At 65.4% G+C, this 22,948-nt stretch carries 21 protein-coding genes; 14 read left to right on the forward strand and 7 right to left on the reverse strand.

Features of this window, described 5'->3' with window-relative positions; genetic code table 11:
- Window positions 1-75: 75 nt before the first annotated feature.
- Complete coding sequence (locus ACSQ25_RS10505) at window positions 76-1,590, reverse strand: peptide MFS transporter (RefSeq protein WP_436105632.1); 1,515 nt, start codon at window positions 1,588-1,590, stop codon at window positions 76-78.
- A gap of 167 nt (window positions 1,591-1,757) precedes the next feature.
- Here ACSQ25_RS10505 and ACSQ25_RS10510 point away from each other — a divergent pair, with 167 nt between their 5' ends.
- Both ACSQ25_RS10510 and ACSQ25_RS10515 read left to right on the forward strand, forming a co-directional pair.
- Window positions 1,758-2,720 (forward strand): amidohydrolase family protein, encoded by a 963-nt coding sequence (locus tag ACSQ25_RS10510; protein ID WP_436105633.1) that lies wholly within the window; start codon window positions 1,758-1,760, stop codon window positions 2,718-2,720.
- A gap of 147 nt (window positions 2,721-2,867) precedes the next feature.
- Window positions 2,868-5,255, forward strand: a complete 2,388-nt coding sequence (locus tag ACSQ25_RS10515) for a TIM-barrel domain-containing protein (RefSeq protein ID WP_436105634.1) — start codon at window positions 2,868-2,870, stop codon at window positions 5,253-5,255.
- A gap of 129 nt (window positions 5,256-5,384) precedes the next feature.
- On the opposite strand, the gene ACSQ25_RS10520 is transcribed toward ACSQ25_RS10515, so the two are convergent.
- Both ACSQ25_RS10520 and xth read right to left on the reverse strand, forming a co-directional pair.
- Window positions 5,385-6,008 (reverse strand): LysE family translocator, encoded by a 624-nt coding sequence (locus ACSQ25_RS10520; protein ID WP_436105635.1) that lies wholly within the window; start codon window positions 6,006-6,008, stop codon window positions 5,385-5,387.
- An 11-nt stretch (window positions 6,009-6,019) separates the two neighbouring features.
- Window positions 6,020-6,805 carry an exodeoxyribonuclease III gene (xth, locus tag ACSQ25_RS10525; protein WP_436105636.1) on the reverse strand — a complete coding sequence of 262 codons (786 nt, stop codon included), beginning with the start codon at window positions 6,803-6,805 and terminating at the stop codon, window positions 6,020-6,022.
- A 198-nt stretch (window positions 6,806-7,003) separates the two neighbouring features.
- Between xth and ACSQ25_RS10530 the strand changes: the two genes are divergently transcribed.
- Genes ACSQ25_RS10530 through ACSQ25_RS10545 form a run of 4 tightly spaced genes read left to right on the forward strand, consistent with a single transcriptional unit; the run spans window position 7,004 to window position 9,972 of the window.
- Window positions 7,004-7,834 (forward strand): ABC transporter substrate-binding protein, encoded by an 831-nt coding sequence (locus tag ACSQ25_RS10530; protein ID WP_436105637.1) that lies wholly within the window; start codon window positions 7,004-7,006, stop codon window positions 7,832-7,834.
- 21 nt (window positions 7,835-7,855) lie between these two features.
- Complete coding sequence (locus tag ACSQ25_RS10535; protein WP_436105638.1) at window positions 7,856-8,551, forward strand: amino acid ABC transporter permease; 696 nt, start codon at window positions 7,856-7,858, stop codon at window positions 8,549-8,551.
- Entirely contained in the window at window positions 8,548-9,240 is a 693-nt protein-coding gene (locus ACSQ25_RS10540) for an amino acid ABC transporter permease (protein ID WP_436105639.1), read from the forward strand. Before ACSQ25_RS10535 ends, ACSQ25_RS10540 begins: the two co-directional genes overlap by 4 nt.
- Before the next feature lie 3 nt (window positions 9,241-9,243).
- Window positions 9,244-9,972, forward strand: coding sequence for an amino acid ABC transporter ATP-binding protein (locus ACSQ25_RS10545; RefSeq protein ID WP_436105640.1), 729 nt, complete (start codon window positions 9,244-9,246; stop codon window positions 9,970-9,972).
- 3 nt (window positions 9,973-9,975) lie between these two features.
- On the opposite strand, the gene ACSQ25_RS10550 is transcribed toward ACSQ25_RS10545, so the two are convergent.
- Window positions 9,976-11,352: a family 43 glycosylhydrolase gene (locus ACSQ25_RS10550; RefSeq protein WP_436105641.1), complete on the reverse strand. Its 1,377-nt coding sequence runs from the start codon at window positions 11,350-11,352 to the stop codon at window positions 9,976-9,978.
- A 251-nt stretch (window positions 11,353-11,603) separates the two neighbouring features.
- Here ACSQ25_RS10550 and ACSQ25_RS10555 point away from each other — a divergent pair, with 251 nt between their 5' ends.
- From ACSQ25_RS10555 to ACSQ25_RS10565, 3 genes are all read left to right on the forward strand, one after another.
- Complete coding sequence (locus tag ACSQ25_RS10555) at window positions 11,604-12,122, forward strand: ester cyclase (RefSeq protein WP_436105642.1); 519 nt, start codon at window positions 11,604-11,606, stop codon at window positions 12,120-12,122.
- A 72-nt stretch (window positions 12,123-12,194) separates the two neighbouring features.
- On the forward strand, window positions 12,195-13,292 hold the full coding sequence (locus tag ACSQ25_RS10560) for a sensor histidine kinase (protein ID WP_436105643.1): 1,098 nt from the start codon (window positions 12,195-12,197) through the stop codon (window positions 13,290-13,292).
- Entirely contained in the window at window positions 13,274-14,035 is a 762-nt protein-coding gene (locus tag ACSQ25_RS10565; RefSeq protein WP_436105644.1) for a LytR/AlgR family response regulator transcription factor, read from the forward strand. Before ACSQ25_RS10560 ends, ACSQ25_RS10565 begins: the two co-directional genes overlap by 19 nt.
- Window positions 14,036-14,211: 176 nt before the next feature.
- Here ACSQ25_RS10565 and ACSQ25_RS10570 read toward each other — a convergent pair whose 3' ends face one another.
- From ACSQ25_RS10570 to map, 3 genes are read right to left on the reverse strand one after another with little or no spacing between them, the layout of a single operon-like run.
- On the reverse strand, window positions 14,212-14,958 hold the full coding sequence (locus ACSQ25_RS10570; RefSeq protein ID WP_436105645.1) for a pseudouridine synthase: 747 nt from the start codon (window positions 14,956-14,958) through the stop codon (window positions 14,212-14,214).
- Window positions 14,959-14,979: 21 nt separating this feature from the next.
- Window positions 14,980-17,562, reverse strand: coding sequence for a [protein-PII] uridylyltransferase (locus tag ACSQ25_RS10575; RefSeq protein ID WP_436105646.1), 2,583 nt, complete (start codon window positions 17,560-17,562; stop codon window positions 14,980-14,982).
- A gap of 10 nt (window positions 17,563-17,572) precedes the next feature.
- Complete coding sequence (gene map / locus ACSQ25_RS10580) at window positions 17,573-18,409, reverse strand: type I methionyl aminopeptidase (RefSeq protein ID WP_436105647.1); 837 nt, start codon at window positions 18,407-18,409, stop codon at window positions 17,573-17,575.
- 235 nt (window positions 18,410-18,644) lie between these two features.
- Between map and rpsB the strand changes: the two genes are divergently transcribed.
- The 5 genes from rpsB to uppS all read left to right on the forward strand — a co-directional run bounded on the left by rpsB (window position 18,645) and on the right by uppS (window position 22,943).
- A complete protein-coding gene (gene rpsB, locus ACSQ25_RS10585; protein ID WP_436105648.1) occupies window positions 18,645-19,397 on the forward strand; it encodes a 30S ribosomal protein S2 in 753 nt (250 codons plus the stop codon).
- A gap of 147 nt (window positions 19,398-19,544) precedes the next feature.
- The gene (gene tsf, locus ACSQ25_RS10590) at window positions 19,545-20,450 is read left to right on the forward strand and encodes a translation elongation factor Ts (protein ID WP_436105649.1); all 906 of its coding nucleotides are present in this window, start codon (window positions 19,545-19,547) and stop codon (window positions 20,448-20,450) included.
- Between the two features lie 301 nt (window positions 20,451-20,751).
- Entirely contained in the window at window positions 20,752-21,468 is a 717-nt protein-coding gene (pyrH, locus tag ACSQ25_RS10595) for a UMP kinase (protein WP_436105650.1), read from the forward strand.
- Between the two features lie 36 nt (window positions 21,469-21,504).
- Window positions 21,505-22,065 carry a ribosome recycling factor gene (gene frr / locus ACSQ25_RS10600; RefSeq protein WP_436105651.1) on the forward strand — a complete coding sequence of 187 codons (561 nt, stop codon included), beginning with the start codon at window positions 21,505-21,507 and terminating at the stop codon, window positions 22,063-22,065.
- Between the two features lie 122 nt (window positions 22,066-22,187).
- On the forward strand, window positions 22,188-22,943 hold the full coding sequence (gene uppS / locus ACSQ25_RS10605) for a polyprenyl diphosphate synthase (RefSeq protein ID WP_436105652.1): 756 nt from the start codon (window positions 22,188-22,190) through the stop codon (window positions 22,941-22,943).
- Window positions 22,944-22,948 lie beyond the last annotated feature (5 nt).

The raw sequence follows: 22,948 nt of genomic DNA on the forward strand, positions 1-22,948 counted from the left end.
GTCTGTGATCAGCCGCATCGCGTCTGCTCGACGTGTATTTGAACGCGCGGCCGGCAGAGCCGGCCACCCTACGAGTTATTGGTGCGCGTGGTGCGTCGCAGTCAGCTTGCGCATCAGGGGCAGCGCCGCCAGCGCGATCAGGGTGCACGCGATCGCCGCCACGCCCAGCTTGTTGAACAGGCTCGTATACACCGGCAGCGTCTGCAGCGGGTCGGTCATGCCCTCCGGCACCGCGGCGAAGTTCGCCACCACGCCGCCCAGGTATTGCGAGATGCCGACGCCGACGTAGTAGGCGCCCATCATGAAGCCGCCCATCCGCGCCGGCACATAGCGGGCGATCATGGCCAGGCCGAGTCCGCTCACCAGCAGTTCGCCCAGCGAATACAGGCCGTAGCCGGCGATCATGATCCAGGACGAAGTCAGGCCGCCAGTGGCGAACTGGCCGGCCACGCCGTAGGTGAAGAAGCCGGCCGCCACCACCGCGAAGCCGAGCGCGAACTTGGCCGCGATCGACAAATCCTTGCCGCTGCTGCCGGCGCGGGTATAGATCCAGGCCAGCACCGGACTCAGGACCATGATCCAGATCGCGTTCAGGGCCTGGAACTGGGCCGGCGACCAGGTCCACAGCCGGGCGCCGAACAGGCTGAACTCGAGGTCGACGTTACGCAGCGCGAACAGCGACAGCGACGTCGACATCTGCTGGTAGAAGATAAAGAAGAACACGGTCTGCAGGGTCAGCACCAGGGCCGCGATCAGGCCCGCGCGTTCGCTCGGCTGGCTGGTGCGGATCAGGTGGAAGAAGATGCCCAGCACCACGAAGCCGGCCAGGTAGACGAAGGCGCGCGCCAGGTCGCGGTATTCGAGGATGACGGCCGATGCGGCCACCGCCACCACGCCGCCCGCCAGCACCGCCAGCAGGCGCTTCATGCGCAGCGGTTCGGCGTCCGGCGGCGATCCGATATGGCCGATGGTCTTGCGCAGCACGCCGACGGTCAGCAGGCCGATCGTCAGGCCGACGCTGCACACGGCGAAGGCCACGTGCCAGCCCAGGTTGGCGCCGTAGACGGCGTTGACGTGGTCCTTGATCCAGGGCGTGGCCAGCATCGAGAAGGTCGAGCCGACGTTCACCGCCATGTAGTACATGGTGAAGGCGCTGTCCATCTTGGAGTCGTCGCCTTCGTAGATCTTGCGCACCAGGTTGGCGGTGTTGGGCTTGAACAGGCCGTTGCCGACAACGATCACGCCGAGGGCCGAGAAGGTCATCCAGGTATTCGTGGTCGGCACCGCCATCAGCGCATAGCCCAGGGTGAGGATGAGCGCCCCCAGGATCATGCAGCGGCGGGTGCCGAGCACCTGGTCGCCGATCCAGCCGCCGATGGCCGGCGCCAGGTAGATCAGCGCGGCCGCCGCGCCCCACACCAGGTTGGCGCGGCTGTCCTCGAAACCGAGGCGCTGCACCATGAAATACACGATCAGCGCCTGCATGCCGTAATAGCCGAAGCGCTCCCACAATTCGATCAGCGCCACCGTCATGAATGAGCGGGTCTGGCTCACCGGCTGGCCCAGCTGCGCCGCGTTCTCGTTCTTCATCTGTCTCCCTTGTTTTTTTGTTCGGCCGCAGGAAAGTTGCGGCACGGATCGGGCGATGCTACGCCAGCTGCATGGAAGATGCAATCTTGACAGGCCTTGCTGCCAATGCGATAACATGTCGCTTTGTCCGGTCCAAAGCACCGGCTTTTTTCGCGCGAGGTATATGTATGAGGCGTCTTCCCGTTCTGCTGTGCGCAGCCCTGGCGCTGGCAGGGAGCGGTCCCGCGGCGTCTGCACCCGCCGCACCGCGCGCCACCGCGGCGGCCATGCCGGTGGCCGACCATCACCAGCTTGTGTATAGCCCGGCCGCGGCGGCCTTCATGTCGGCCAGCGCCGCCATGCGCCCGGTCTCGGCGCAGGACCTGATCCCCCAGCTCGACGCCGCCGGCATCGAGCGCGCGGCCCTGCTGTCGGTGGCCTACGTGTATGGACAGCTGGCCGCTTCGAACGGTGAGGAATATGCGCGGGTACGCGCCGAAAACGACTGGACCGCGCGCCAGGCCGCCGAGTATCCCGAGCGCCTGGTGGCGCTGTGCAGCGTCGATCCGCTGAAGGACTATGCGCTGGCCGAACTGGCGCGCTGCGCCGCCAGCCCCGGCTTCGGGCGCGGCATCAAGCTGCAGCCGGCCTACGGCGGCGTCCAGCTGGACGACCCGGCCCAGGTCGAGCGCATGCGCCGCGTGTTCCGCTCGGCCAATGCGCGCGGCATGGCGATCCTGCTGCAGCTGCGCGAAACCGGGGCCCGCGAAGCCCGCCTGTTGCTCGAGCAGCTGCTGCCGCATGCACCCGGCGTCCCGGTCCAGGTGGCCTATTCCAGCGAAAGGGAAGGGGCGCCGCAGCTGGCCGCGCTGGCGGTGCTGGCCGATGCCGCCGCGCGCCAGGACCCGCGCATGCGCCACGTCTGGGTCGACGTCACCGCGTTCGCGCGCCCCGGCCTGTCGGCGGCCGACGCGCGCCGCCTGGTGCGGCGCCTGCGCCAGGTCGGCATGGAGCGGGTGCTGTACGGCTCCGACGCGGCGATCGGCGCCGAGGTCCGGCCGCAGGAAGCCTGGGCCGCCTTCCGCAGCCTGCCGCTCACCGAGGCCGAGACGGCGCGGGTGGCGAACAATGTGATGTCCTATTTGCGGTGAAGTCGGATTACATCCTTGCCGAGCTCCGACGCATCACCACCCTGAGGAGTACCGGTTAGGCTGTAATTTAATTACATTGCCACTTTTTCGCGGCGTGAATTTCTGTCATGCTCTCGCTTGCGCTTCACGACAACCAACCGAGACCCCATGACGAAAACCACGATCGCCCGGCTTCTCCTCTGCCTCATGGCCAGCCCCGCCGCCTTTGCCCAGAACGCGGAACGGCGGCTGCAAAGCCATACCCTGAACCAGAACACGCTGGAGCTGGCCACCAGCGACGGCCGTTACCTGATCAAGCCGTATTCGGCCCACGTGGTCGAGACCACCTTCATCCCGAACGGCCAGCAGCACGAGTCGTCCTCGCATGCCGTGGTGCTGGCGCCCGTGAACGTCGGTGCCACCCTCAAGGCCGAGGGCAGCCGGATCGAGTTCGCCACTCCGGGCATTACCGTCGTCGTCGACAAGCAGCCTTTCCGCATCAGCTACCTGTACAAGGGCAAACCGCTGGTGGCGGAGAAGGGCGGCTACGCCCGGGACGGCAAGTTCGAGACCATCGAGTTCGCGCTGGAGAACGGCGAGGCGCTGTACGGCGCCGGCGCGCGCGCAGTCGGCATGAACCGCCGCGGCAACCGCTTCCAGCTGTACAACAAGGCCGACTACGGCTACGGCAAGACTTCGCAGCTGCTCAACTACACCATCCCGGTCGCGCTGTCCTCGAAGAAGTACGCGATCCACTTCGACAACCCGCAGGTCGGCTATCTCGACTTCGACAGCCGCAAGGACGGCAGCCTGCGCTACGAAGTGCTCGGCGGGCGCAAGACCTACCAGGTGGTCGCCGGCGACAGCTGGGGCGAGGTGATGGCCAACTACACGAGCCTGACCGGGCGCCAGCCGCTGCCGCCGCGCTGGGCCTTCGGCAATTTCGCCAGCCGTTTCGGCTACAAGAGCGAAGCGGAGACCCGTGCCGTGGTCGACCGGTTCGCGCAGGAGAAGATTCCGCTGGATGCCGTCGTGCTGGACCTGTTCTGGTTCGGCAAGGAGGTCAAGGGCACGATGGGCAACCTGGCCTGGGACCGCGATACCTTCCCGAACGCCGAGAAGATGATGGCCGACTTCAAGAAGAAGGGCGTCCGGACCGTGGTCATCACCGAGCCATTTGTTTTGACGACTTCCAGGCGCTGGCAGGAAGCGGTCCAGCACAAGGTGCTGGCGACCGACGAGTCGGGCAAGCCGGCCACCTACGACTTCTACTTCGGGAACACCGGCCTGGTCGACCTGTACACCCAGCAGGGGCGCGACTGGTTCTGGAACATCTACAAGGAGCTGAAGGCGGGCGGCGTCGAAGGCTGGTGGGGCGACCTGGGCGAGCCGGAAGTGCATCCGTCCTGGGTGCGTCACGGCGGCGGCAAGACAGCGGACCAGGTGCACAACGTCTACGGTCACGACTGGGCGCGCCTGATCGCGGAAGGCTACCGCAAGGACTATCCGAACGAGCGCCCTTTCATCCTGATGCGCGCCGGTTACTCGGGCTCGCAGCGCTTCGGCATGATCCCGTGGTCGGGCGACGTCAGCCGCGGCTGGGGCGGCCTGCAATCGCAGATGGAAATCTCGCTCCAGATGGGCATGCAGGGCCTCGGCTACATGCACTCGGACCTCGGCGGCTTCGCGGGCCCGGTACTGGACGACGAGCTGTATGTGCGCTGGCTGCAGTACGGCGTGTTCCAGCCGATCTTCCGCCCGCACGCCCAGGCCGACGTGGCGCCGGAGCCGGTGTTCCGTTCCGCGCGCGCCAAGGTGCTCGCGCGCGAAGCGGTCTGGCTGCGCTATGCGATGCTGCCGTATAACTACACCCTCGGTTTCGAGAACAGCCAGACCGGCATGCCGCTGATGCGCCCCGTGCTGTTCGAGGAAGACGATGCCACCGCGATGTCCTCGACCTACCTGTGGGGCCGCGACTTCCTGGTGGCGCCGATCGTGGAGCCGGGCGCCACCCGCAAGGAAGTCCACTTCCCGGTCAAGGACAGCGTCTGGTTCGACTTCCACACCGGCGCGAAGCACCTGGGCGGCATCACCGAGATCGTCAAGCCGGAAGAGGCGCACATCCCGGTCTACGTACGTGCCGGCGCCTTCATCCCCATGGCCAAGGTGGTGCAAAGCACGCGCGATTACTCGACGCGCCAGATCGACCTGCACTACTACCACGACGTCTCCATCGCCAAGGGCGAAGGCATGATGTACGACGACGATGGCGAGACCGCCGATGCCTATGCAAAGGGCAAGTACGAGATCCTGCGATTCGCCAGCAGCTTCGGCGCAGGGAAGCTCGAGATCGCCCTGCAGACCGAGACCGGCAAGGCACAGGCGCCGGCCGAACGCGGCTTCTCGCTGAAGGTACACAACGTAATGGTGAAACCGCGCGCGGTGACGGTGGATGGGCGTGCGGTGAAGTTCAGCTGGAATGGCAAGCACCAGCTGCTGGAAGTGCCGGTGGCGGCGCGCAAGCAGCCGGCGGCGAAGGTGATGATTACCTTGTAAAAACCTCCGCCCTAAAAACCGTCGTTCCCGCGCAGGCGGGAACCCAAGTTTGCTAGCGGTCCGCGAACAAACTTGGATTCCCGCCTGCGCGGGAATGACGGGCTACTGCTGGTGGTGAGAGCGAAGGTATCAGCGCGCCACGATCAGCCGCAGCCCCAGCCCCACGAAGATCGCCCCCGCGATTCGATCCAGCCACATTCCCGCCCGTGGCGTCCGGTTCAGCCACTGCCCGATCGACCCCGAAAAATAACCCAGCAGCCCGAACAGCAGTGCCGCCTGCGCCGTGAAGATCAGGCCCAGCCAGGCGATCTGCCAGTTCGCATCCCCGCGCGAGGCCACGACGAACTGGGGCAGGAAGGACAGGAAGAACAGCACCACCTTCGGATTGATGGCATTCGCGAGCAAACCTTTGAAGAACAGCTGGCGCGCCGATTCGTCCGGCACGCCTCCTGCCACCTGGGCGCCGCCGCGGCTGCGCAGCGCGCCGATGCCCATCCAGATCAGGTACAGGCCGCCGGCGATCTTGAGCGCGGTGAAGGCGGTTGGCGAGGCCGCGATCAGGGCGCTGACGCCGACCACGGCCAGCAGGGTGTGGTTCAGGCAGCCCAGCGCGCAGCCCAGGCCGAAGGCGATGCCGCGCGCCCGGCCCTTGGCGATGCCGGCGCCCAGCACCATCATGTTGTCTGGGCCGGGCGAGAGGGTGATCAGGATCGCGGCGGTGAGAAAACCAAAGAACTGTTCGGGTGTGAGCATAGACCAGTATCTTAGCGCACCGCACCCATGTCGAGCTCGACCCAGGTGGGCGCGTGGTCGCTCGGCTTTTCCTTGGCGCGCTGGAAGCGGTCGACGCCGGCGGCGCGCAGTGCGGGCGCCAGGGCGGGGCTGAGCAGCAGGTGGTCGATGCGGATCCCGGCGTCGCGCCCGAAGGCATTGCGGAAGTAGTCCCAGAAGGTGTAGACCACCTGGTCCGGGTACATGCTGCGCAGCGCATCGGTCCAGCCCTGCGACATCAGGCGCTGGAAGGCCTCGCGCGACTCGGGCCGGAACAGGGCATCGGTCAGCCAGCGCTCCGGCTTGTAGACATCGAGGTCGGTCGGGATCACGTTGAAGTCGCCGCACATGACCACCGGCACCTTGGCTTCCAGGAGCTCGGCGCCGCGCGTAATCAGGCGCTCGAACCAGGCCAGCTTGTAGTCGAACTTGGGCCCCGGCGCCGGATTCCCGTTGGGCAGGTAGAGGCCGCACACGACGATGCCCTGGTAGACGGCCTCGATGTAGCGGCTCTGTTCATCCGTCGGATCGCCCGGCAGGCCGCGCTGCAATTCCTGGGCCGGACCGTCGCGGGTCAGGATGGCGACGCCGTTCCAGCTCTTCTGGCCATGCCAGATCGCGTGGTAGCCGGCCTCGCGGATCGCCGCCTCCGGAAATTTTTCCTGCGGCGCCTTCAGCTCCTGCAGGCAGACGACATCGGGCTTGCGTTCTTCGAGGTACTCGAGCAGGGCGCCCAGGCGGGCGCCGATTCCATTGACGTTGTAGGTGACGACCAGCATCCTGCCTCCGCGTATCTGTGAGCTGATTGCTACTTTAGCATGCGAAGGCGGCACTGCGGTTTGCTGAACCTTGTTGAATGAACATTACTCGGTGCTTATAGCCAAACGCGCATTTTCTTATGGCTAATTGATCGTTCGGCCATGCAAGATCATGCCTTATACTGCTGTGATCGAATTTTTTGCTGTCTGGAGAAACACATGTTCACTCGCCGTCACATCCTCATTGGCGCGCTCGCCCTGTCCGCCAACTTCGTCGCCACCGCCGCGCAGGCCGACCAGCTCGCGGACATCAAGAAGAAGGGCGAGATCGTGTTCGGCGTACTGGGCACCGACGAACCGAACAGCTTCATCGACCCCAAGACCCGCCAGCTGGTGGGCTACGAGATCGACATCGCCACCGCGGTGGCGAAGAAGATCGGCGTCAAGCCAGTGTTCAAGCAGATGTCGGTGTCGGCCCGCATTCCCGAGCTGCAGCAGGGCCACGTCGACGTGCTGGCCGCCACGCTCACCCACAACAAGGAACGCGAATCGCAGGTCGACTTCGCGCTGACCCACTTCGTCACCGGCTCGAAAGTCATGGTGCGCGCCAACAGCGGCGTCAGTGCGCTGCCCCAGCTGGCCGGCAAGAAGGTGGTCACGGTGCGCGGCGGCACCCAGGAATCCAATATCCGCAAGGCCGTGCCGAGCGCCGAGGTAGTCACCTTCGAGAACACCCAGCAAGCCTTCCAGGCCCTGCGCCAGGGCAAGGGCATCGCCTACGTGAACGACGAGTCCTCGCTGTTGGCCGACTATGGCAAGCTGGGCCCGGCCGCCAAGGGCTTCACCATCCTTCCGACCAGCATCGGCATCGAGTCGATCGCGCTCGGCCTGCGCAAGGGCGAGAAGAACCTGAAGGCCGTGGTCGACGAGACCCTGCGCGGCCTGGAAGCGAGCGGCGAGGCCGAGAAGCTGTTCAACAAATGGTATGGCCCGGGCACCCGCGCCAACATCGCCAAGCGCCAGTTCAAGATCAGCACCGACAAGATCTGACCCCAGAGCAGAGCACCACCCTTGCAGTTCTTCGATCCCGGCATCCTGCAATCCGGCCAGTACCATGACTGGCTGGTGCAGGGACTCATCCTCTCGCTCCAGCTGACCGCCGCCAGCTTCGTCTTCGCCCTGCCGTTCGGCGCGCTGGTCGCCGTCATGCGCACCTCACACTTCGCGCCGCTGCGCGGGCTCGGCGCGACCATCGTCGAAGGCATCCGCAACGTGCCGCTGCTGGCCCACCTGCTGTTCTGGTACTTCGCCTTCCCGGAACTGCTGCCGGAAGGCGCGCGCGACTTCCTGTACGCGCACAATCCGGAAGCCGTGTGCGCCGTGATCGCGCTGGCGCTGTACAGCGGCGTCCACATGGCGGAAGACATCCGCAGCGGCATCCGCGCCGTGCCTCCCGGCCAGCTCGAAGCCGCGCGTTCGCTCGGCCTCGGACGCTTCGCCAGCCTGCGCCTGGTGCTGCTGCCGCAAGCCTTCCGCGCGGCCACTCCGCCGCTGCTGTCGCAGACCGTCAACCTGTGGAAGGACACCAGCGTGGCCACCGTCATCGGCGCCGCCGAACTGATGTACCAGGCCGCGCGCGTGGAGACGGCAAGCTTCCGCAGCCTCGAAGCCTTTACCTTTGCGACGCTGGCCTACCTGAGCGTGTCGCTCCTGATTTCCCTTGCCGCTTACCTGTTCCAGCGGCGCTATCCGGTCCGCCCGGCATGATTGAACTGATCGATACCTACTGGCTGTACTTCCTGGTCGGCCAATATCCGGAAGGCCCGCTCGGCGGCCTGGCGCTCACCGTGCTGCTGTCCCTAGGGGCGCTGCTGCTGGCGATGCCGCTCGGCCTGCTGCTGGGCGTGGCCCGCGTCAGCAGCCGGCGCGCCATCCGCTGGCCGACCGCCGCGCTGGTGCAGCTGGTGCGCGCGGTGCCGCTGCTGCTGGTGGTGTTCTGGGTCTACTTCTTCCTGCCGGCGGTCACCGGCGTCAAGACCGGGCAGGCGACCACCATGCTGATGGTGCTGGTGCTGTTCGACGGCATCTACCTGGCCGAGATCGTGGCCGCCGGCATCCGCGCGCTGCCGAAGGGGCAGCTGGAAAGCGCGCGCTCGCTGGGGCTGTCCTATCCGCAGGCCCTGCGCCTAGTGGTGCTGCCGCAGACCCTGCGCAAGGGCCTGCCCTCGATCGTCAGCCAGCTGGTCTCGACCATCAAGGCGACCTCGCTCGGCTACATCATCGGCCTGTCGGAAGTCTCGTTCATCGCGACCCAGGTGAACACCCTGGTGTTCACGCAGGCGGTCGAGGTCTACCTGATCCTGGCCCTGAGCTATTTCATCCTCTGTTTCGGCCTGTCCCGCCTCGCCTTCCTGCTCGAGCGCCGCCTTGCAGGCACTGTAAAAAAGGAAGTGTGAACGATGATCGTTCTCGATAAAGTCAACAAGTGGTACGGTGATTACCACGCCCTGGTCGACGTCAGCGAACGGGTGGAAAAGAACGAGGTCGTGGTCGTGTGCGGCCCCTCGGGTTCCGGCAAATCGACCCTGATCCGCACCCTCAACCGGCTGGAAGAAATCGACGGCGGCAGCATCAGCGTCGACGGCCGCGACATCCATGCCACGGGTACGGACGTCAATGCCCTGCGCGCCGGGATCGGCTTCGTGTTCCAGCACTTCAACCTGTTCCCGCACCTGACGGTGCTCGAGAACTGCACCCTGGCGCCCGTCAACCTGAAGCGCGCCACGGCGAAGGAAGCAAGGGACTATGCCATGCAGCTGCTGGAACAGGTGGGCCTGGCCCACAAGCGCGATGCCTATCCGAACGCGCTTTCGGGCGGCCAGCAGCAGCGCGTGGCGATCGCGCGCGCACTGGCCATGCGCCCGCCCGTGATGCTGTTCGACGAGCCGACCAGCGCCCTCGATCCGGAAATGGTGGGCGAAGTGCTGGGCGTCATGCGTTCGCTGGCGGGGCAGGGCATGACCATGGTCTGCGTGACCCACGAGATGGGCTTCGCACGCGAAGTCGCGGACCGCATCCTGTTCATGAGCGAAGGACGGATCCTCGAGCGTGCCACGCCCGAGGACTTTTTCACGAATCCCCAGCATCCGCGCGCCCGGCAATTCTTGTCCGACCGCCGGCGCGATTAAAACCTACCGGCGGATCAGCGACCATTGCTGGTTGGCGGCATTATTGACGGGATACTGAATGATTTGCGCACCGTCCGCCGTGCTGCGGGCATTCACGTCGAGCACCATGCCGCTCAGCTGGTTCGCCACCGTGTAATACCCGGCGGCCGGGCTGGCGAAACGCCAGCGCTGGCCGCTGCCGGCCCAGTAGCCCCATTGCGCGATATTCGTTCCTGCGGTGGTCGAATTGCCGTAGTTGTCCAGGCTGCGCAGGCTGTTGGCATTGATGATGCTGTAGTAGCCGTCGCCTTGCCCGATCACGTGCCATTGCTGGTGGCGGGCATTGGTATCGGTGAACTGCTGGACCATGGCGCCATCCGCCGTGGACGCATTCGCCACCGTCAGCGCCTTGCCGCTGTGGCGCGAACGGAAGCTGTAGACGCCGTCGCTGATGCCGCCGCAGCCCGCGAAGTTCGTGAAATTGCGGCTCAGGACCGGCCAGCCGCCGCTGTAGCTCATGCGCAGGATATCGAGCTTGGCGTTGCCCTTGTCCTGCAGGTCGTAGTAGTGGGTGGAGACGAAGTTGCAGCCGTCCTGCTTCAGCAGGCCGATGTGGCCGGGGCCGCGGTATTTCCCGTCCGTGACCGGCAGCACGGTGCGGGTGCCCGAGTAGGGGCCGCGGATATTGGTCGCGCGCTGCACCTCGACGTAATACGTGCTGTCGCTGCCCTTGCAGCAGCTGCCGCGGTTGACGAACAAATAGTAATCGTTGCCGTTGCGGGTGATGTAAGGCGCCTCGATGTCCTGGTGGCCACCGCCGAGAATCGTGCTGACGCTGCCGGCCAGCTTGCCGGTCGACTGGTTGATCTCCGCCAGCCCGATGCCGCCGAAGAAGGAGCCCCAGGACATGTACACCTTGCCGTCATGGTCGCGGAACAGCGCCGGATCGATCGCATTGATCTCGCTCGCGCCGCCGAAGGACTCGACCACGATCCCGAGGTCGGTCCACACGGGGTTCTTCAGCGAGGGCGAGCGCGCCACCCCGATGGCCGAGGACGAGGTGCCGAAGGTCGATACCGAGTAGTACAGGTAGTACTGCCCGTTCATCTGGATGACATCCGGCGCCCAGAACGAACCGGCGAAGTTCGGGATCTTGTTCTTGATCCAGGCCGGGTAGGTGGTGAAGACCGGGCCCGGACCGCCGGTCCAGGTCAGCAGGTCCTTCGAGGTGGAATACCAGATCCCGGTGCCGGTGGTGAAGTTGAAATAGGTGTCGCCGTCCTTGGTGATCGTGCCCGGGTCGTGCGCGTTCTTGAGGCCTGCCAGTTCGATGGCCTGGGCCTTGGGCCCCAGGGCGATACCCAGCGCCAGGCAGCAGAGCGCCAGCAGTGTTTTCATCATCTTGTCTCCAGTTTGTTGTTGGATACTGCTCCGCCAGCATAGGTACATACGCTGCGCGCGACCGATGAAATATGTCGCGCCAATGATTGCCGTTTCGGTATCGCACAGCCCGGGCGCCTGCCGTCCCGGATTCTCCGCCGCTCGTCACCGTTCCCTGTCCGCTCGTCACACATCCGCCGGCGTGGCAGCTCCGCAGCCCCAGGATGGCGTCTCGGGTGCACGTCGCGCCCCTGACAACGGAGACCACCACCATGCACCACCAGATCCTGTCCACCCTGCGCATCGCCGCGCTCGTCCTCGGCTTCCTCGCTACCGATGCCGCGCTGGCCGGCCCCCAGGAGGAGCTGAACAAATCCCTCGCCCGCCGCGTCTACGATGAGGGCCTGAACCAGGGCATCTTCACCGTGCCCTACACCCATGACTTCATCGGCCACGCCGGCAATGGCAGGTTCACGCGCGAAGGCGGCCTGGCCGAGGCCAAGGGCTGGCGCCAGGCCTTCCCCGATCTCAAGATGAACATCGACCTGATCCTCGCCGAGAAAGACCTGGTCGCCGTGCGCTGGACCGCAACCGGCACGAATACCGGCAGCGGCAACGGCATACCGGCCACCGGCAAGTCGGTCAAGGCGACCGGCCAGGCCACCTTCCGCTTCGTGGACGGCAAGATCGCCGAGGAGTGGGCGACGGGCGACACCATCGGCATCATGCGGCAGCTTGGCCTCTTGCCTCCCCGGGCATCGGTACCCCGCGTGCAAGCGGCCGGCCAGTGAGGGCAAAAGGGGACGCGCGGCCGCGCCCGGTGTAACATGCGCCTGCTCAGTCCATTCCTTCATGGTGCCATCGTGTCCCTCAGCCAGCTCGCCATCGGCCGCCGCCCCGTCCTCTGGACACTGGTGGGCTGGGCCTTGTGCGCCGCCGTGTTCGCCACCCAGTCCCATGTCGCCTCCGCGGTGCGCGGCCAGCCGATCCCCTGGGGAGGCGCCTTCGCCGCCTGGTCGGTATGGGCGGGCGCGTGGGCGCTGCTGACACTTCCCATCCTGCGGCTGGCCGCACGCCTGCCCTTCGAGCGGCGCGCGTTCTGGCGCCCACTGGCCGTGCATGCGGCGGGCAGCGTCGCCGCGACCCTGTTCCAGATGGCGGTGTATGCCTTCGCCGCGCCGCTGGTCGGCGCGCCCGGCTTCAGCACCGACTGGAGCGCGACCTACGCGCGCCTGCTGGCGACGGCCTTCCTGCCCAGCCTCTCGGTGTACTGGGTGCTGACCATTGCGGTCCAGTTCCTGCGCCTGCAGCAAGCTGTCCATGAGCGGGAGCGGCGCCACCTGGCACTGGAGGCGCAGCTCGCCGAAGCGCGGCTGCTGGCGCTGAAGTCGCAGCTGCAGCCGCACTTCCTGTTCAACACGCTCAATTCGATCGACGTGCTGATCGGCGACGACCCGGCGGCGGCCCGGCACATGCTGCGCTTGCTGTGCGGGCTGCTGCGCAAGGTGCTGGACAAGGACGACAGCCGCGAAGTCACCCTGCGCGAGGAGCTCGACTTCATCGCCGCCTACCTGGAGATCGAGCAGATCCGTTTCGCCGACCGCCTGAGCTACCACGTCGACGCCGCGCCGGACCTGATGGAGGCGCGCGTGCCGAGCCTGGTGCTACAGCCGCTGGTGGAGAACGCCATCCGTCACGGCGTGGCGCGCCGCGCGCGGCCCGGCCGCATCGTCATCAGCGCGCGCGCCGAAGGCGGCATGCTGCGCCTGGCGGTGACGGACAACGGCGCCGGCCTGGGCGGGCAGATACAGTGGGGCATCGGACTGTCCAACACGCGCACACGCCTGCAGCAGATGTTCGGCGCGGGCCATGCCTTCGACATCGGCGAGCATCCCGGCGGCGGCACCGCGGTTTCACTGGCGATCCCGCTACAGGAGGGCCCATGCGCATCCGTACCCTGATCGTCGACGACGAGGTACTGGCGCGGCGCGGCATCCGCCAGTATCTGGCCCTCGAACCCGACATCGAGGTGGTCGGCGAATGCGGCGACGGCAAGGCGGCGATCGACGCCATCGCGGCGCTGCAGCCCGACCTGGTCTTCCTCGACATCTCGATGCCGGAAGCCGATGGTTTCGACGTCGTGGCGGCCGTCGGTCCCGACTGCATGCCGGCCACCATCTTCGTCACCGCCTACGACCAGTATGCGGTACGCGCCTTCGAGATCCATGCGCTCGACTACCTGCTCAAGCCGGTCGAGCCGGAGCGGATCCGGACGGCCGTGGCGCGGGCGAGGGCGAAGTTGTCCGCCAGGCCGGACGGCCTGGCGGCGCGCGTCGCGGCGGTGCTCGGCGAGCTCGGCAGCGGCCCTGCGCGGCGCCATGTGCGCCGCCTTCCGATCAAGAAGGCCGGCCGCGTGATCCTGGTCGACGTCGAGGACGTCATGCGCTTCGAGGCCACCGGCAACTACATCGAGGTGCACACGCGCGAGCGCATGCACCTGCTGCGCGAAACCTTGAGCCGCCTGGAAGCGCGGCTGGACCCGGACGGCTTCGTGCGGGTCTCACGCTCCTGCATCGTCAACGCGCGCCACATCCGTGAGCTACAGCCGCAGTTCAGCGGCGATTTCGTCGTCGTGCTCGCCGACGACAGCGAAGTGCAGGGCAGCCGCCGCTATCGCGAGGGCATCGAGGCGCTGTTCGGCTGACGCGTGGACCGTGCACGGACGATGGGACGATCCGTAGGGTGGACGGGGTAATTTCGGGCGATGCCCGGAATTACAAACGTCCGCGCGTTCAACTGAACGATAAGTGATCGGGCGCGTGGTTTTCGATCGCGATTTGAACGCGCGGACGGCGAAGCCGTCCACCCTACGACGGCCGCTTAAAACTGCTCGTCGGGCCGCAGGTAGCGCCACTGGCCCGGCGGCAGGTCGCCCAGCTTGACCTTGCCGATGCGCACGCGCTTCAGGCCGAGCACCTTCAGTCCCACCATGTCGCACATGCGGCGGATCTGGCGCTTGCGGCCTTCCTTCAGCGTGAAGCTGAGCTGGTCCTCGTTCTGCCAGCGCACCTTGGCCGGCAGCAGGGGCTTGCCGTCCATCCACAGGCCGTGGTTGAGCTTCCTGAGCTCCGTGTCCGGCAGCGTGCCCGGCTTGGTGTACTCCACCCGCACCAGGTATTCCTTCTCGATCGACGTGTTCTCGCCGATCAGCTGCTTGGCGATGCGGCCGTCCTGGGTCAGCACCAAGAGGCCCACGGAATCGATGTCGAGGCGGCCGGCCGGTACCAGGCTGCGCAGCTGGGTCGGGTGGAACTGCTCGGGCGAGGGATCGTCCGGCCAGCGGTTCTCCGGCTTGATCAGCACGACGGCCGGCTTGTAGCCATCCTCGGCCTGGCCGCTGACGTAGCCCACCGGTTTGTTGATCAGGACCGTCACGCGCTTGGACTGCTCTGCGGCGGCCTGGCGCTCGACCGTGATCTTCTGGTGCGGCAGCACCTTGCTGCCCAGCTCCGAGACGACCTTGCCGTCGACGCGCACCCATCCTTTGGCGATCCAGTCATCGGCTTCGCGGCGCGAGGACAGGCCGAGTTCGGACATACGTTTGGAGAGGCGGACAGGTTCGGTCATCAGGAATGCAAAAAAAAGAGGTTAAATCTTGAGGGCGTCCAGCAGGTCGGTCTCGAGCTGCACCTGGCTGCGTGGGTTGTTCAGTGCGGCGCCGTCGATCAGGAACACGTCCTCGACGCGCTCGCCCAGGGTCATGACCTTGGCGGTGTGCAGGTTGATGCGGTAGCGCGTCAGCACGCTGGCGATCGCATACAGCAGGCCGGGCCGGTCGTTGGCGGCCACCGACAGCACGTGGAACTGGCCGCGTTCGTCCGGCCGCAGGTCGACGCTCGGGGTCACCGGGAAGGTGCGCGACAGGCGTGACAGGCGCCCGCGCGTGGGCGGCGGCAGGGCTTCCTGCTCGAGGAGCAGGGCGCACAGCTCGTGCTCGATCAGGCTGATGATGTCGCGGTAGCTGCCGGCGAAGTTCTCGTCGGTGACGAGGAAGGAGTCGAGTGCGTAGCCGTGGCGCGTGGTGTGGATCTTGGCGTCGAGGATGCTGAAGTTCTTGCGGTCGAAGTAGCTGCAGATGCGCGCGAACAGGTCGGGCTGGTCCTGGAGGTAGACCGCCACCTGCAGGCCTTCGCCGATCGGCGCCAGGCGCGCCTTGACCACCGGCTTGCCGCTGTCGACCTTGTCGTGCAGGGCACGGGTCTGCCAGGCGATGTCGGAAGCATCGTGGCGCAGGAAGTAGACCACGTCGAGCTGCTTCCACAGGGCTTCGTGGGCGTCCGCGCCCAGGCCGTAGAGGCGCAAGGTGGCCAGCGCTTCCTTCTGGCGCGCGCGCAGCTCGCGGTCGGCGCTGTGGGGCTCGCCGCCCAGCACCCGCAGCGTGATCTTGTACAGGTCTTCCAGCAGCTTGGCCTTCCAGGCGTTCCAGACCTTGGGGCTGGTGCCGCGGATATCGGCCACGGTGAGCAGGTAGAGCGCCGTCAGGTGACGCTCGTCCTTGACCGTGGCCGCAAAGGCCGCAATGACGTCCGGGTCCGACAGATCCTGCTTCTGCGCCACGGTCGACATGCTCAGGTGCTGCTGGACCAGGAACACCACCAGCTCCGTGTCTTCGTCGGACAGCCCGTGGCCGCGGCAGAAGTCTTCGGCATCCGCCATCCCGAGTTCGGAATGGTCGCCGCCGCGGCCCTTGGCGATGTCGTGGAACAGGGCCGCGACATACAGCAGCCAGCGGTCGCGGAAATTGGCGATCAGCTGGCTGCAGAAGGGGTATTCGTGGGCGTGCTCCGGCATCGTGAAGCGGCGCAGGTTGCGCACTACCATCATGATGTGCTGGTCCACCGTGTAGACGTGGAACAGGTCGTGCTGCATCTGGCCGGTGATGCCGCGGAAGGCCGGCAGGTAGCGTCCCAGCACGCCCATGTCGTTCATCCGGCGCAGCGCATGCAGCAGGCCGCTGGGCGCCTTCAGGATGCGCAGGAACAGGGCCTTGTTGGCCGGGTTGGCGCGGTAGGCTTCGTCGATGAGGTTCCGCGCATGCCACAGGGCGCGCATGGTGCGTGCCGTCATGCCCTTGATGTCGGGCCGCTCGGTCATGGCCACGAAGATCCCGAGCACGGTCGAGGGGAAGCGTTCGAAGGTATCGTCGTGGGCGATGTCGATGAAGCCGTTGACCTCGTTGAAGTGGGCGTTGAAATCGCCGCCGATCGCCACCTTCGCCGCCGGGCGCGGGAACAGCTGGGCCTCGATATTCTGCAGCATGATGGTGTTCATCTGGGTGACCACCTTGGCCGCCCAGTAGTAGCGCTGCATCAGGAATTCGCTGGCGCGCCGGCCATCGGCGTTCTCGAGCCCGAAGGTCTTGGCGATCGCGGTCTGGACGTCGAACACCAGGCGGTCTTCGCGCCGTTTGGTCTGCAGGTGCAGGCGCACGCGGATGTCCTTGAAGGCGTACTCCTTCTCCATCAGCTGGCGCGCCTCGGCGCGGGTGATCAGCTTGGCGCGCGCCATCTGGCTCCAGGATTCGGCCAGGCCGGCCGCCTTGGCCACCCACATGATCACCTGCAGGTCGCGCAGCGCGCCCGGGCTTTCCTTGACGTTGGGTTCGAGGGCGAAGGCCGTGTATTCGTACTTGGCGTGGCGCAGCCGCATCTCGGCGGTCTTGGCCTGGAAGAAGGCTTGCGGATCGAGGGCGGCGCGGTAGCGCCGGCGCAGCTCGTCGAACAGGGCGCCGTCGCCCGTCACCAGGCGTGCCTCCAGCAGGCTGGTCTGGACCGTGATGTCGGCGCGCGACTCGACCAGGCATTCGTCGACGGTGCGGATGCTGTGGCCGATCTCCAGGCCCAGGTCCCAGAATAGCTGGACCAGGGTTTCCAGCTTGGCCTGGGTGAGGGCGTCGGCCGGCTGGCCGAGCAGGACCAGCAGGTCGACGTCGGAATAGGGGAAGAGTTCGCCGCGGCCGTAGCCGCCCACGCCCACCAGCGCGGTGTGGGCCGGCAGGCCGGCGGCGTTCCAGGCATCGGTCAGGATGCCGTCGACGCAGGTGCGCAGGCCGCGCAGCAGCTTCTCCGGCTTGCCGTCCTGGTGGAAGGCGTCGATCAGGGCCTGGCGCTCGGTCTTGAGCCGTTGGCGGAGCTCGCTGCGCGAGCTGTCGAGGAGCGCGGGCTGGCCCATGTCGTCGTCCTTACGCCGGCACCGCGGCGCCCTGGTTCAGCAGCGGCAGCACGATGGCTGGCGGTGGCGGACTGCCGGCCGACATGGTCAGCACTTCGACGCCGGTTTCCGTGACCAGCACCGTGTGTTCCCACTGGGCCGACAGGCTGCGGTCCTTGGTCTTGATGGTCCAGCCGTCCGGCATCTCGCGGATCTCGCGGCGGCCGGCGTTGATCATCGGCTCGATGGTGAAGATCATGCCGGGCACGAGCTCTTCGCCGGTACCCGGGCGGCCGTAGTGCAGCACCTGCGGCTCTTCGTGGAACACGCGGCCCACGCCGTGGCCGCAGAATTCGCGCACCACGCTGTAGCCGTGCTTTTCGGCATGCTGCTGGATCGCGTGGCCGATGTCGCCCAGGCGGTTGCCCGGCTTGACCTTGGCGATGCCCAGCCACATGCATTCGAAGGTGACTTCCGACAGGCGCTTGGCCAGGATCGTGGGCTCGCCGACCAGGAACATGCGGCTGTTGTCGCCGTGGAAGCCTTCCTTGGTGATCGGGGTGATGTCGATGTTCAGCGCGTCGCCACTCTTGAGCACGCGGTCGCCCGGGATGCCGTGGCAGATCACGTCGTTGACCGAGGCGCAGATCGAGCCGGGGAAGGGCGGGTAGCCCGGCGGCGCGTAGTTCAGCGTGGCCGGGACGGTGCCCTGCACGTTGATCATGTAGTCCTTGGCCAGGCGGTCGAGCTCCCCGGTGGTGACGCCCGGCTTGACGAAGGGCGTGATGTAGTCGAGCACTTCCGAGCCGAGCCGGCAGGCGATGCGCATGCCTTCGATTTCTTCCGGGGTCTTGGGGGTGGAGGCCATAGAATTCTGATCCTGCGAATAATGGTTGGCCCGGATGCCGGGCGGTATTGCATCATTATAAGGGATGGTGAACCCCTTGAAAACAATGTGAAATCCGGATAGAATCTCGGGTTGCTCGTATTCGCATCGAGCAATGTTGTAAAAACCATCTTTTTTATAGAAATCGCGAACGTGGCCGCCAAAGGGTGCCGAACAGGTGACTGGCCACGTTCAAGACCCAACCCTGGAGAATTACATGTCCGTTACTATGCGTGAAATGCTGGAAGCCGGTATCCACTTTGGCCACCAGACCCGTTTCTGGAACCCGAAAATGGCACCGTTCATCTTCGGTCATCGCAACAAGATCCACATCATCAACCTGGAAAAGACCATGGCGATGTACCAGGATGCGATGAAGACCATCAAGCAGATCTCGGCCAACCGCGGCACCATCCTGATGGTCGGCACCAAGCGCCAGGCGCGCGACATCATCGCCGCTGAAGCCCAGCGCGCTGGCGTGCCTTACGTCGACCAGCGCTGGCTGGGCGGCATGCTGACCAACTTCAAGACCATCAAGACCTCGATCAAGCGCCTGAAGGACATGGAAGCCCTGATCGAATCGGGCGAAGTCGAGAAGCTGTCGAAGAAAGAAGCGCTGATGTTCCAGCGCGAAATGGTCAAGCTGCAGAAGTCGATCGGCGGCATCAAGGACCTGGGCGGCGTGCCTGACGCGATCTTCGTCGTCGACGTCGGCTACCACAAGGGCGCCATCACCGAAGCCGGCAAGCTGGGCATCCCGGTCATCGGCGTGGTCGATACCAACCACTCGCCAGAAGGCGTCACCCACGTGATCCCGGGTAACGACGACTCGTCGAAGGCGATCACCCTGTACGCACGCGGCGTCGCCGATGCGATCCTGGAAGGCCGCGCCAACGCCACCAACGACGTCGTCGAGATGGTCAAGGCCGCCGGCGCCGACGACTTCGTCGAAGTTTCCGAGCAGGCATAATTTCGCGGCAGGCGCCAGCCTGCCCGAATAGAAGAGGGGGCGCCGTACCACGAGCCCCCCTTTTTTTAAGCACAAGATTTAGCAATAAGATATCGTGCCCTGTCCCCGCGACAGGCACTCTCTGGATCAACATTTAGGAGAAACGACATGGCAGCAATTACCGCAGCGATGGTTGGTGAACTGCGCGCGAAGACCGACGCGCCGATGATGGAATGCAAGAAGGCACTGACGGAAGCAGAAGGCGATCTGGCACGTGCTGAAGAGATCCTGCGCGTCAAGCTGGGCGGCAAGGCATCGAAGGCCGCTGCCCGCGTGACCGCCGAAGGCGTGGTCGCCGCTTACATCTCCGGCAACGTCGGCGCCCTGGTCGAAGTCAACAGCGAAACCGACTTCGTCGCCAAGAACGATGAATTCCTGGCCATGGTCAACCTGGCAGCCCGCCTGGTCGCCGAGAACAACCCGGCCGATGTCGCCGCCCTGGCAGCCCTGCCGCACGAAGGCAAGACCTTCGACGACGTGCGTACGGCACTGATCGGCAAAATCGGCGAGAATATGACCGTTCGCCGCTTCCAGCGCTTCGAAACCACCGCCAAGCTGGCTTCCTACCTGCACGGCACCCGCATCGGCGTGATGGTCGAGTTCGAAGGTGACGACCAGGTCGGCAAGGACGTGGCGATGCACATCGCTGCCATGAAGCCGGTCTCGCTGTCGGCAGAGCAAGTGCCTGCTGACTTGATCGAAAAAGAGCGTTCGGTTGCCCAGCTGAAAGCCCAGGAAGACGCCGACAAGGCCGTCGCCGAAGGCAAGCAGCCGCAGTCGGCCGAGATCGTCGCCAAGCGTATCGACGGTTCGGTGCAGAAGTACCTGAAGGAAGTCTCGCTGCTGAACCAGGCATTCGTGAAGAACGACAAGCAGTCGATCGAGCAGATGCTGAAGGCCTCGAACGCCAGCGTGAAGGCATTCACGATGTACGTCGTCGGCGAAGGCATCGAGAAGAAGGTGGACGACTTCGCAGCAGAAGTCGCAGCTCAGATGGCTGCCAACAAGCAGTAATCAACAAAGCGGGCCGAAAGGCCCGTTTTTGCAGGGTGGTGCTGCGTGCGTTGGTGTGCATGCAGAAATTGGGTACCGGCCTACGCCGGTACGACGTGCTGAAGGAGCGTGTCGAGGAAGCCTTGCTGGTCCTCTGCCCTTAAGACCGTCGTTCCCGCGAAGGCGGGAACCCAATTTTGCCAGCGGACCCGCGCCACAAGCGCTCACCCGCACCACCCGCGCACCATCTGGACTTGCAGATGAGACCGCCGACCAGCGGTCAGACCCGAATTCGAAACACAACATTAGGAGCCGCTTCATCATGACAAAACCAGCCTACCAACGAGTCCTTCTCAAACTGTCTGGCGAAGCGCTGATGGGTGACGACCAGTTCGGCATCAACCGCGCAACCATCGACCGCATGGTGGCCGACGTGGCGGAAGTGGCGAAGCTGGGCGTGCAGGTGGCGATCGTGATCGGCGGCGGCAACATCTTCCGCGGCGTGGCCCCGGGCGCCCAGGGCATGGACCGCGCCACCGCGGACTACATGGGCATGCTGGCCACCGTCATGAACGCCCTGGCCCTGGCCGATTCGATGCGCCACGTGGGCATCACCGCGCGCGTGATGTCGGCGATCAGCATCGAGCAGGTGGTCGAGCCCTACGTGCGCCCGAAGGCCCTGCAGTACCTCGAAGAGGGCAAGGTCGTCGTGTTCGCCGCCGGCACCGGCAACCCCTTCTTCACCACCGATACCGCCGCCGCGCTGCGCGGCGCCGAGATCTCGGCCGAGATCGTCCTGAAGGCGACCAAGGTCGACGGCGTCTACACCGCCGACCCAAAGAAGGACCCGACCGCCACCCGCTACAATTCGATCACCTTCGACGAGGCGATCGCCAAGAACCTGCAGGTGATGGACGCCACCGCCTTCGCACTGTGCCGCGACCAGAAGCTGCCGATCAAGGTCTTCTCCATCACCAAGCCAGGCGCGATGAAAGCCGTGATCATGGGTGAAGACGAAGGTACACTGGTACACGTTTGAATTTAGTTGAACAATTTACAAGAATAGGAGAGCAGCATGTCCCTAGCTGACGTCAAGAAGAATGCCCAGGACCGCATGACCAAGTCGATCGAGACCTTGCGTGCCAACCTGGCCAAGGTCCGTACCGGCCGCGCCCACGCAGGCATCCTCGATTCCGTGATGGTCGAGTACTACGGTTCGCCGGTCCCGCTGTCGCAGGTGGCCAACCTGACCCTGATCGACGCCCGCACCATCGGCGTGGCGCCCTTCGAGAAGAAAATGGCGGGCACCATCGAAAAGGCGATCCGCGACTCCGACCTGGGCCTGAACCCCTCGTCGCAGGGCGACACCATCCGCGTGCCGACCCCGCCGCTGACCGAAGAGCGCCGCAAGGAAATGGTCAAGCTGACCAAATCGGAAGGCGAGGACGCCAAGATCGCCGTGCGCAACATCCGCCGCGACGCTAACGAAGCCGTGAAGAAGATGGTCAAGGACAAGACCGCGTCGGAAGACGACGAGCGCCGCTCGTCCGACGAAATCCAGAAGCTGACCGACAAGTTCGTTGCCGAGATCGACAAGCTGCTGGCTGAAAAAGAAAAAGACATCATGACCGTGTAAGACCGGGCCAAGGGCGTCAAGCCCTGCCCAGGCGGACCGGCCCCGGCATTGCTGCGGCCGGTCCGAGTCCCTTTAAGACCGGCTGTCGTGCATCCTGCGATGCCTCAGCCCTGCTGGAAACAATGATGTTCAAAAGTTCGACCACTGTCATTCCCGAAGCGCTGAAGGTCCCGCGCCATATCGCCATCATCATGGATGGCAATGGCCGCTGGGCAACCAAGCGCCTGCTGCCGCGCGTGGCCGGCCACGTCAAAGGCGTGGAGGCGGTGCGCGGCGTCGTCGAGCACTGCATCGAGCGCGGCGTCGAATACCTGACCCTGTTCGCCTTTTCCTCGGAAAACTGGCGCCGTCCGGCCGAGGAAGTCTCGCTCCTGATGCGCCTCTTCGTCACCGCGCTCGAGCGCGAAGTGGCGAAAATGCATGCCAATAACATCCGCCTGAAGGTCGTGGGCGACCTCAGCCGTTTCGACGCCAAGCTCCAGGAAATGATCAGTGCGGCCGAGCGCCGTACCGCCAACAACACGCGCCTGACGGTCAGTGTGTGCGCCAACTATGGCGGCCGCTGGGATATCATGCAGGCAACGAGCAAGATGGTCGCGGCCAATCCCGGCGTGACGGAATACACCGAAGAGATGCTGGCGCCGCACCTGGCGATGGCCTATGCGCCCGAGCCCGACCTGTTCATCCGTACCGGCGGCGAGGAACGCATCTCGAACTTCCTGCTGTGGCAACTGGCGTATTCCGAGCTGTACTTCACCAAGACCTTCTGGCCGGATTTCTCGAAGGCGTCGCTGGACGAGGCGATCGATTCCTTCCAGCAGCGCGAACGCCGCTTCGGCCAGACCGGCGACCAGGTCGCGCAGAAGTCCACGACCTGAGAACC

Source organism: Massilia sp. LjRoot122 (assembly GCF_964252725.1).
Taxonomy (GTDB): domain Bacteria; phylum Pseudomonadota; class Gammaproteobacteria; order Burkholderiales; family Burkholderiaceae_D; genus Telluria.

Excerpts from the sequence above, each read along its gene's own strand:
- ACSQ25_RS10505 (WP_436105632.1), bottom strand. The coding sequence starts at position 1,590 with ATGAAGAACGAGAACGCGGCGCAGCTGGGCCAGCCGGTGAGCCAGACC.
- ACSQ25_RS10510 (WP_436105633.1), top strand. The coding sequence starts at position 1,758 with ATGAGGCGTCTTCCCGTTCTGCTGTGCGCAGCCCTGGCGCTGGCAGGG.
- ACSQ25_RS10515 (WP_436105634.1), top strand. The coding sequence starts at position 2,868 with ATGACGAAAACCACGATCGCCCGGCTTCTCCTCTGCCTCATGGCCAGC.
- ACSQ25_RS10520 (WP_436105635.1), bottom strand. The coding sequence starts at position 6,008 with ATGCTCACACCCGAACAGTTCTTTGGTTTTCTCACCGCCGCGATCCTG.
- xth (WP_436105636.1), bottom strand. The coding sequence starts at position 6,805 with ATGCTGGTCGTCACCTACAACGTCAATGGAATCGGCGCCCGCCTGGGC.
- ACSQ25_RS10530 (WP_436105637.1), top strand. The coding sequence starts at position 7,004 with ATGTTCACTCGCCGTCACATCCTCATTGGCGCGCTCGCCCTGTCCGCC.
- ACSQ25_RS10540 (WP_436105639.1), top strand. The coding sequence starts at position 8,548 with ATGATTGAACTGATCGATACCTACTGGCTGTACTTCCTGGTCGGCCAA.
- ACSQ25_RS10545 (WP_436105640.1), top strand. The coding sequence starts at position 9,244 with ATGATCGTTCTCGATAAAGTCAACAAGTGGTACGGTGATTACCACGCC.
- ACSQ25_RS10550 (WP_436105641.1), bottom strand. The coding sequence starts at position 11,352 with ATGATGAAAACACTGCTGGCGCTCTGCTGCCTGGCGCTGGGTATCGCC.
- ACSQ25_RS10555 (WP_436105642.1), top strand. The coding sequence starts at position 11,604 with ATGCACCACCAGATCCTGTCCACCCTGCGCATCGCCGCGCTCGTCCTC.
- ACSQ25_RS10565 (WP_436105644.1), top strand. The coding sequence starts at position 13,274 with ATGCGCATCCGTACCCTGATCGTCGACGACGAGGTACTGGCGCGGCGC.
- ACSQ25_RS10570 (WP_436105645.1), bottom strand. The coding sequence starts at position 14,958 with ATGACCGAACCTGTCCGCCTCTCCAAACGTATGTCCGAACTCGGCCTG.
- ACSQ25_RS10575 (WP_436105646.1), bottom strand. The coding sequence starts at position 17,562 with ATGGGCCAGCCCGCGCTCCTCGACAGCTCGCGCAGCGAGCTCCGCCAA.
- map (WP_436105647.1), bottom strand. The coding sequence starts at position 18,409 with ATGGCCTCCACCCCCAAGACCCCGGAAGAAATCGAAGGCATGCGCATC.
- rpsB (WP_436105648.1), top strand. The coding sequence starts at position 18,645 with ATGTCCGTTACTATGCGTGAAATGCTGGAAGCCGGTATCCACTTTGGC.
- tsf (WP_436105649.1), top strand. The coding sequence starts at position 19,545 with ATGGCAGCAATTACCGCAGCGATGGTTGGTGAACTGCGCGCGAAGACC.
- pyrH (WP_436105650.1), top strand. The coding sequence starts at position 20,752 with ATGACAAAACCAGCCTACCAACGAGTCCTTCTCAAACTGTCTGGCGAA.
- frr (WP_436105651.1), top strand. The coding sequence starts at position 21,505 with ATGTCCCTAGCTGACGTCAAGAAGAATGCCCAGGACCGCATGACCAAG.
- uppS (WP_436105652.1), top strand. The coding sequence starts at position 22,188 with ATGATGTTCAAAAGTTCGACCACTGTCATTCCCGAAGCGCTGAAGGTC.